The organism is Sphingomonas sp. NCPPB 2930 (assembly GCF_042867205.1).
In the GTDB taxonomy this organism is placed as follows: Bacteria; Pseudomonadota; Alphaproteobacteria; order Sphingomonadales; family Sphingomonadaceae; genus Sphingomonas.
Map to the genome: position 1 here is coordinate 257,438 of NZ_JBHZQU010000005.1, position 6,628 is coordinate 264,065.

A 6,628-nucleotide genomic window follows, 5' to 3' on the forward strand; every position below is an offset into this window, starting at 1 on the left:
GAAGAATTTCCGGATCAGCCCTTCTTCAGGTGGCGACGGCCGAGCAGTTCGGCGATCTGCACCGCGTTCAGCGCGGCGCCCTTGCGCAGATTGTCCGACACGCACCACAGCGACAGGCCGTTATCGACCGTCGAGTCCTCGCGCACGCGGCTGATGAAGGTCGCATAGTCGCCGACGCATTCGATCGGCGTGACGTATCCGCCGTCCTCGCGCTTGTCGATCAGCATGACGCCGGGTGCCTCGCGCAGGATGTCCTGCGCTTCCTGTGCGGAGATTTCGTCCTCGAACTCGATGTTCAGCGCCTCGGAATGGCCGACGAACACCGGCACGCGGACGCAGGTCGCCGTCACCTTGACCTTGGGGTCGAGGATCTTCTTGGTCTCGGCGACCATCTTCCACTCTTCCTTGGTGGAGCCGTCCTCCAGGAAGCTGTCGATGTGCGGGATCACGTTGAAGGCGATCTGCTTGGTGAACTTCTTGGGCTCGGCGGGGTCGCCGACGAAGATGTTGCGGCTCTGCTCGAACAGCTCGTCCATGCCCGCCTTGCCCGCGCCCGACACCGACTGATAGGTCGCGACGACGACGCGCTTGATCGTCGCCTTGTCGTGCAGCGGCTTGAGCGCCACGACCATCTGCGCGGTCGAGCAGTTCGGGTTGGCGATGATATTCTTGGCCGTATAGCCGTCGATCGCGTCCGGGTTCACTTCGGGCACGATCAGCGGCACGTCCGGGTCCATGCGATAGAGCGACGAATTGTCGATCACGATGCAACCGGCAGCGGCGAATTTGGGGGCATAGACCTTGGTCGCGTCCGACCCGATCGCGAACAGCGCCATGTCCCAGCCGGTGGGATCGAAATGCTCGATATTCTTGATGGTGAGCATCTTGCCGGTCTCACCATATTCGATCTGGTCGCCCTGGCTGCGCGACGAGGCGACGACCGCCAGCTCGTCGATCGGGAATTCCCGCTCCGCCAGAATGTTGATCATTTCCCGGCCGACATTGCCCGTCGCCCCGGCGACCACCACGCGATAACCCATTAAACCCTCCACTCGGAAGCCAGAGCCGGTAGCGTCATTGCGCGGACACGTCCACCGACTTTACGAATAGTGCGCGTTTGGGAAAGGCAAGCGGGGGTTTAGGCGCTGACACGTCGCCCCAGCGAAGGCTGGGGCCTTTGGCCTTCACGCCAGCCGGTCGAAAAGGTCGTCCCACGCGGGATTGAGACTCTCGATCAGCCTGATTTTCCATTCCCGCTTCCAGGCCTTCATCGCCTTCTCACGCGCGATGGCATCCTCGATCCTGCCATGCTCCTCGGCATAGACCAAACGGTGCAGCCCATAGCGACGACAGAATTCCGCGCCCTTGTCGGTGCGATGCTGATGGATGCGCGCCGCCAGATGTGCGGTGACGCCGATATAGAGGACGCCGTCCGGCTTGTTGGTCATGATATAGACCCAGCCCGGCATCGGTCAGCCCATGCGGCGAAAGTCCCCAGCCTGCGCTGGGGCGACGGTTCTGAGCGTATCAATCATGCGTACTCGCCGCCCAAGTCGCGTGGGCGATGCCGTGGACGCTCTGGAAATGGTCGGTGATCCGGTCGAGTTCGCCCGCCTCGACGATGGTGCTGGTCAGGATCGCGGTAACGGTCACCTGGTCCTCGCCCCGCTCCTCGCTATCCAGTTCGCCGACCGGCAGGCCCGCGCCCTCCAGATGTTCGACCAGCAGGTCGCCGACCGGCCCGGCCTGCGCGGCGCTGGTGGTCAGGCTGACCGAATAGGTCGCCTCGACATGCCGCCCCTCGACGGGGATGCGGTTGATCGCATCGACCAGCGGGCGCAGCGCGGTGTTGGCGAGCAGGACGATGCCGGTCAGCAGCACCGCCTCGGCCACCATGTCACTGCCCGCGATCGAGCCCACCGCCGCCGAGCACCACAGGGTCGCGGCCGTATTGAGCCCGCGGACGTTCATCCCCTCCTTCATGATGACGCCCGCGCCCAGGAAGCCGATCCCCGACACGACATAGGCGATGATGCGGATCGACTCGACATTGCCGCCCAGCCGCTGGCCGAGGTCGACGAACGCCGCCGCCCCGATCGCGACCAGCGCATTGGTGCGCAGGCCCGCAGTCCGCTGGCGATATTGCCGCTCGGCCCCGATCACCGTGCCCAGCACGAAGGCGGTCAGATAGCTGACCAGCGTGTCGAGGAACGGCCAGAGGTGGAAGGTCTTCAGGAATGCCATGGTCGCCACCCTATTTCCTCCCCTGCAAGGGGAGGGGGACCGCCGCGAAGCGGTGGTGGAGGGGTGTCGCCATCCGCGTGGACACCCCTCCGTCAGTCCTGCGGACTGCCACCTCCCCTTACCGGGGAGGAATGACGGCTTTATTTCTTCGCCGGCTTGTTCTTCACCGTCCGGTCCAGGAAGTTCAGGATCGTGTGCCACAGATGCTCGGAAATGCCCGGCCCGCCGACGCGGTGGGTCTGGCCCGGATAGAGCATCATCTCGAACGGCGTGTCGGTCTTCTGCATCTCGGCGGCGAAGGCGGTCGCGTTGTCGAGGAAGACGTTGTCATCCGCCATCCCGTGGATCAGCATCAGCGGATCGCGGATCTTCGCCGCATCCGTGATCGCCTGCGAAGTCGCATAGCTCTTCGGATCGGTGCGCGGATCGCCCAGATAACGCTCGGTATAATGGGTGTCGTAAAGCTGCCAGTCGGTCACCGGCGCGCCCGACACGGCGGCGGCATAGACGCCCGGCGTCTTCTCCAGCATCTTGATCGACATATAGCCGCCGTACGACCAGCCATAGGTCGCGATCCGCGCGGGATCGACGAAGGGCAGCGACTTCAGATAGTTCGCTCCCGCCAGCTGATCGGCGACCTCGACCGTGCCCATCGCGTGATAGATGGCATCCTCGAACGCCTTGCCGCGATTATACGAGCCGCGATTGTCGATCTGGAAGAAGATCCAGCCCTGATCGACCAGATATTGCGGCAACGCCCCCTGCCAGCCACGCGTGACCTGCTGGCCGGTGCCGGGGCCGCCATAATGCTGGAAGAAGACAGGATAGCGCTTGCCCGGCTCCAGCTTGGGCGTGATCATCTCCCAATAGAGCGTCGTGCCGTCATCGGCCTTGATCGTGCCGAACTTCGTCTCGCGGTGGCTGGCGAGATAGGGCGCATAGGGATGGCCCGCGACAATCGCGTTCTCGTTGATCCAGCTCAGCCGCTTGCCCGTGGTGTCGGCCAGATAGACCTGGGTCGGCTGGCTCGGGCTGGAGCGCGAGACGATGAAGCGGCTGGCCGAGGAGTCCATCGTCGCGCTGTTGGTATAGCCGCGCTCGGTCAGGCGGGTGACGACGCCCGGATGCGCGATGTCGACGGCATAGAGATGCTGTTCGAGCACATCGTCCTTCAGCCCGGTGAAATAGAGCCGACCCTTGGCCTCGTCGACGCCGACCAGATTGGTGACGACCCAGGGGCCCTTGGTCAGCTGCGTCCACTGGCCGTTCGCGAAGTGATAGAGATGGCCATAGCCGTCGCGCTCCGACCGCCAGATCAGGCTGCCGTCCTTCATCGGGCGATAGGCGTCGGACAGGTTCAGCCAGCTGCGCTGGCCCGAACGCTCGGTGAAGAGGATGGTCGACTTGCCGGTGGTCGGGTCGACGCGCAGCATGTCGAGCGTCTTCTGGTCGCGGCTCTCGCGCTGGACCAGCAGGGTCTTGCCGTCCGGCGTCCAGTCGACGCGCGCCAGATAGATGTCGGGATTGGTGCCCAGATCGACCTTCACCCGGCCCGACCCGTCCGCCTTCATGACATAGAGGTCGACCAGCGCATTGGGCGTGCCCGCCGCCGGATAGCGCTGTTCATAGACCTTGGTGCCCGCCGCACCGATGGCGGCGCGGACCGCGACCTTGACCGGCGCATCGTCGAACCGCTCGACCGCGATGTAACGCTCGTCGGGGCTCCACCAATAGCCGGTGAAGCGGTGCATTTCCTCCTGCGCGACGAATTCCGCTTCGCCGAAATGGACGGTGCCGCCGCCTTCCTTGGTCAAGGCCCGCGCCTCGCCCCCAGTCAGCGGCATGGCCCACAGATTCTGGTCGCGCACGAAGCTGACATAGCCGCCCTTGGGGCTGACGATCGGGTTCAGCTCGCCGCCCGGCGTATTGGTCAGGCGACGGACCTGTCCGTCCAGCCCGGCGAGATAGAGGTCGCCGTCCAGCGGCACCAGGATCGACTTGCCGTCGGGCGCCCAGTCATAGGCGACGATGCCCTTCGACCCGCCGATGCGCGCGCGTTCGCGCTGCATCTTCTCGGCCTCGGACAGTTCGGCGCCCGAGCCGACCTTCTTGGAGTCGACCAGCATGCGTTCCGCGCCGGTGCGGGTGTCGCGCGCCCAGAGGTCCAGCCGCTCGCGCTCGTCGGCGCGCGGGCGCAGCGAGGTCAGCAGCGTGCCGTCGGGCGACAGGCGCAACCCGCGCGGCTGCGACCCCGACAGGTCGGGACTGCCGAACACGCGCGCCAGGGTCAGTTCGCCCTGCTTTTCCGGTTCAGCCGCCATGGCGGGCGCCCCCAATCCCATCGCGATCGACGCCCCGACCGACGCCAGCGCCAGACCCAGCACCCATTTGCGCATTCATACCACTCCAAGCCTCATTGCCGCCGGGGGCGCCCCCGGCGCGTCGCCGGGCGTTATCGCGACGAGACCGCGTTCCGTAAAGCCGGATCGACACCATGCCGGATCGGCGGCGACCGGCCCGTCCCGCCGCCCGGGATTTCCTGCGGATCGCAATGCTTTCCATTATTCGTAAACCGGCCGTTAACGAATTTGGATTAGGCCGAAGCTCCGGGGTCGGAAGGCGCATCCTATTCACGCACGGCCTCCCTGGTCTTTTTCGGAATGGACATGGCAAGCTCGACGGCCTTTGACATACAGAATGACCGAAGCGGCGATATCGGGGCGATCATGGCGCGCCTGGGCAGCGCCGGGCACCCGCATGTCCAGGCGCTGTTGCTGCCGCAGGCGTTGCTCCACGACCTGACCGACGCGGTCCATGCGGTCTGCGCGGTGCATGGCAATCACCCCTGCATGATCGATTACGCGATGGCGCGCGGCATCCAGATCGACACCCTGCCATGGCTGATCCAGTCGTCCACCGCCTTTGCCCATGAACGCGCCTATCTGGCGCATCTGACATCGGCGGCGGGGCCGCTGCCCTCGACGCCGGGACAGGCACAGACCGATGCGGCGCTGACCCAGTTGCGCCACACGCTGGAAATGCTGGCCAATTCGGACCGGCGCGGCTGCGCGACCGGCGCGGTCTCCGCGCTGATCCTCGACTGGCGCGCGATCCGGCAGGTGCTCGACCAGGCGGCGCGGCGGTTCGGGCTGGCCTCGCTGCCCGGCACGATGCCCGATCCGATCCTGGACGACCCCGAAGACGATACCGCCATCGGCCTGGCGCGTGCGCGCGGATTCGGCGCGACCCAGCTGTTCGTCCAGCATCGCGGCCTGTGGAACATCCTGGAGGCGCGGGCCAGCGCGCGGCGGGGATAGCCCCATGGCGGCCGCAAAGCCTCGATCGGTCGCGGCGAACGCTCGGCTGATCGCCCTAAGGCCGCATTAACCATCTTGTACAGTTCACGATTAAGCGAGGCTCGTTACCGTGACAGAGATGAAAGGCGTGGTGTCCAAGGCAACTCTCTCACTCTGTGCGCTGACGGTCGCCATCCCCTCGGACGCGCGCTCGCTGCTGGATTATGTCGGCCAGTGCGTCCCCTTCGCGCGGCAGGCCTCGGGCATCTCGCTTTATGGCGATGCCTGGACATGGTGGTCGCAGGCGGCGGGGAAATATCCGCGCGGCCACGCCCCCCGGGTCGGTGCGGTCGTCGTCTTCGAAAAGACCAGCCGCCTGCCGCTCGGCCATGTCGCGGTGGTCAGCCGCGTGGTCGAGGACCGGGTGCTGATGCTGACCCATGCCAACTGGTCGATCCAGAATGGCGAACGCGGCCATGCCGAGCAGGACGTCACGCTGTTCGACGTGTCGCCCGCCAATGACTGGAGCGTGGTGAAGGTCTGGTTCCGCGACTCGGACGGCCTGGGCAGCACGACCTATCCGATCTACGGATTCATCTATGGCAATGGCCGCACCGCGCCCGAACTGACCGGCGCCAAGCCCGATTATGTCGGCGCGCTGATCGACGCCTATGTCGCACGCTGATTGTCGGTAACGGCGCGTCATGATAGGCTGACGCCCGTCATCTGGGAGGATGCCGATGCTGTCGCTGCTCGCCTTGCTCGCCCTGTCCGCCGCCGATGAGGCGTGGCCCGTCACCCCGACGCTGGGCCGGTTGCCCGAACGCTGCGCACCGAAGGAAAGGCGGGTCAGCCGCAAGACCCCGAGCGTCGGTCTGCACACGCTGAACGAGATGCCCGATGCCGACCCGCAATATGCCGTGGTCCGCGAGATCGACGGCTGTCCTGTGCCGGTCAAGGCCGACAAACCCCTGAAGCCCCAACGCTAGGGCCGCTAGACATTCAGCGATGCCTTCCCTCGCCCCTCGCAGAGGGGAGAGGGTTGCGCAGACTTGGTCTTTGCGAAAGCAAAGGCTTAGTCGGAGCTG

The 6,628-nt window shown here is 65.6% G+C and carries 7 protein-coding genes; 3 read left to right on the forward strand and 4 right to left on the reverse strand.

What is annotated here, in order from left to right; all coding sequences use genetic code 11:
• Nucleotides 1-14: 14 nt before the first annotated feature.
• From ACFX59_RS08860 to ACFX59_RS08875, 4 genes are all read right to left on the reverse strand, one after another.
• On the reverse strand, nucleotides 15-1,040 hold the full coding sequence (locus ACFX59_RS08860) for an aspartate-semialdehyde dehydrogenase (protein WP_307099643.1): 1,026 nt from the start codon (nucleotides 1,038-1,040) through the stop codon (nucleotides 15-17).
• Between the two features lie 144 nt (nucleotides 1,041-1,184).
• Nucleotides 1,185-1,469: a GIY-YIG nuclease family protein gene (locus tag ACFX59_RS08865; RefSeq protein WP_309696280.1), complete on the reverse strand. Its 285-nt coding sequence runs from the start codon at nucleotides 1,467-1,469 to the stop codon at nucleotides 1,185-1,187.
• Between the two features lie 58 nt (nucleotides 1,470-1,527).
• Nucleotides 1,528-2,244 carry an MgtC/SapB family protein gene (locus ACFX59_RS08870; RefSeq protein ID WP_309696282.1) on the reverse strand — a complete coding sequence of 239 codons (717 nt, stop codon included), beginning with the start codon at nucleotides 2,242-2,244 and terminating at the stop codon, nucleotides 1,528-1,530.
• Between the two features lie 140 nt (nucleotides 2,245-2,384).
• A complete protein-coding gene (locus tag ACFX59_RS08875) occupies nucleotides 2,385-4,640 on the reverse strand; it encodes a DPP IV N-terminal domain-containing protein (protein WP_387431599.1) in 2,256 nt (751 codons plus the stop codon).
• A 270-nt stretch (nucleotides 4,641-4,910) separates the two neighbouring features.
• On the opposite strand from ACFX59_RS08875, the gene ACFX59_RS08880 reads away from it, so the two are divergent.
• From ACFX59_RS08880 to ACFX59_RS08890, 3 genes are all read left to right on the forward strand, one after another.
• A complete protein-coding gene (locus ACFX59_RS08880) occupies nucleotides 4,911-5,561 on the forward strand; it encodes a DUF6975 family protein (RefSeq protein ID WP_309701905.1) in 651 nt (216 codons plus the stop codon).
• A 118-nt stretch (nucleotides 5,562-5,679) separates the two neighbouring features.
• Nucleotides 5,680-6,225 carry a CHAP domain-containing protein gene (locus tag ACFX59_RS08885; RefSeq protein WP_307104560.1) on the forward strand — a complete coding sequence of 182 codons (546 nt, stop codon included), beginning with the start codon at nucleotides 5,680-5,682 and terminating at the stop codon, nucleotides 6,223-6,225.
• A 55-nt stretch (nucleotides 6,226-6,280) separates the two neighbouring features.
• A complete protein-coding gene (locus ACFX59_RS08890; protein WP_387431602.1) occupies nucleotides 6,281-6,529 on the forward strand; it encodes a hypothetical protein in 249 nt (82 codons plus the stop codon).
• The last annotated feature ends 99 nt before the right edge of the window (nucleotides 6,530-6,628 follow it).

Excerpts from the sequence above, each read along its gene's own strand:
- ACFX59_RS08885 (WP_307104560.1), top strand. The coding sequence starts at position 5,680 with ATGAAAGGCGTGGTGTCCAAGGCAACTCTCTCACTCTGTGCGCTGACG.
- ACFX59_RS08860 (WP_307099643.1), bottom strand. The coding sequence starts at position 1,040 with ATGGGTTATCGCGTGGTGGTCGCCGGGGCGACGGGCAATGTCGGCCGG.
- ACFX59_RS08875 (WP_387431599.1), bottom strand. The coding sequence starts at position 4,640 with ATGCGCAAATGGGTGCTGGGTCTGGCGCTGGCGTCGGTCGGGGCGTCG.
- ACFX59_RS08870 (WP_309696282.1), bottom strand. The coding sequence starts at position 2,244 with ATGGCATTCCTGAAGACCTTCCACCTCTGGCCGTTCCTCGACACGCTG.
- ACFX59_RS08890 (WP_387431602.1), top strand. The coding sequence starts at position 6,281 with ATGCTGTCGCTGCTCGCCTTGCTCGCCCTGTCCGCCGCCGATGAGGCG.
- ACFX59_RS08880 (WP_309701905.1), top strand. The coding sequence starts at position 4,911 with ATGGCAAGCTCGACGGCCTTTGACATACAGAATGACCGAAGCGGCGAT.
- ACFX59_RS08865 (WP_309696280.1), bottom strand. The coding sequence starts at position 1,469 with ATGCCGGGCTGGGTCTATATCATGACCAACAAGCCGGACGGCGTCCTC.